We start from the raw sequence: 507 nt of genomic DNA, 5'->3' as shown, positions 1-507 counted from the left end.
AGACCACCCAGCAAGGCATCGCGCAGCGCAATGCCTCGCTCGACGAAATGTTCGCAGCCGTGCGCGAGGAACACCGCCTTCTTGGCGTCCACATCGCGGCCGGCAAGGTCCGCCTGGCCGAGCTGCGCGAGCAGGCCGAGGGTCTGCGCGGCAATGTCGGGAACGACCCGGGCCGCGTGCAGGAGCTGGCCGACCTCGATGCGATGGTTGCCAACCTGGACAAGCGCATCGGCGACCTGATCGCCTTGCAACATTCGGCCATGCAGAGCCTGCCGACCATCCGCATGATCCAGGCCAACAACCAGATGCTGGTCGATAAATTCCACACCATCCGCGAAATCACCGTGCCGGCGTGGAAGCGGCAATTCATGCTGGCCTTGAGCCTCAACGAGCAGAAGAACGCCGTCGAACTGGCCACGGCCATCGACGACACCACCAACGACCTGATGAAGCGCAATGCGGCCCTGCTGCATCGCACGTCCGTCGAGACGGCGAAGGAGAACCAAC

The 507-nt window shown here is 63.9% G+C and carries 1 pseudogene; it reads left to right on the top strand.

Annotated elements, in window-relative coordinates:
* Positions 1 to 507: pseudogene (gene klaB / locus AC0L3J_RS37390) on the top strand (tellurium resistance system protein klaB); the annotation flags it as partial.

It is taken from the genome of Bradyrhizobium sp. Kon37, from assembly GCF_055807535.1.
The sequence above is the reverse complement of the archived record's forward strand: the minus strand, read 5'-3'. Positions and strand labels throughout refer to the sequence as shown.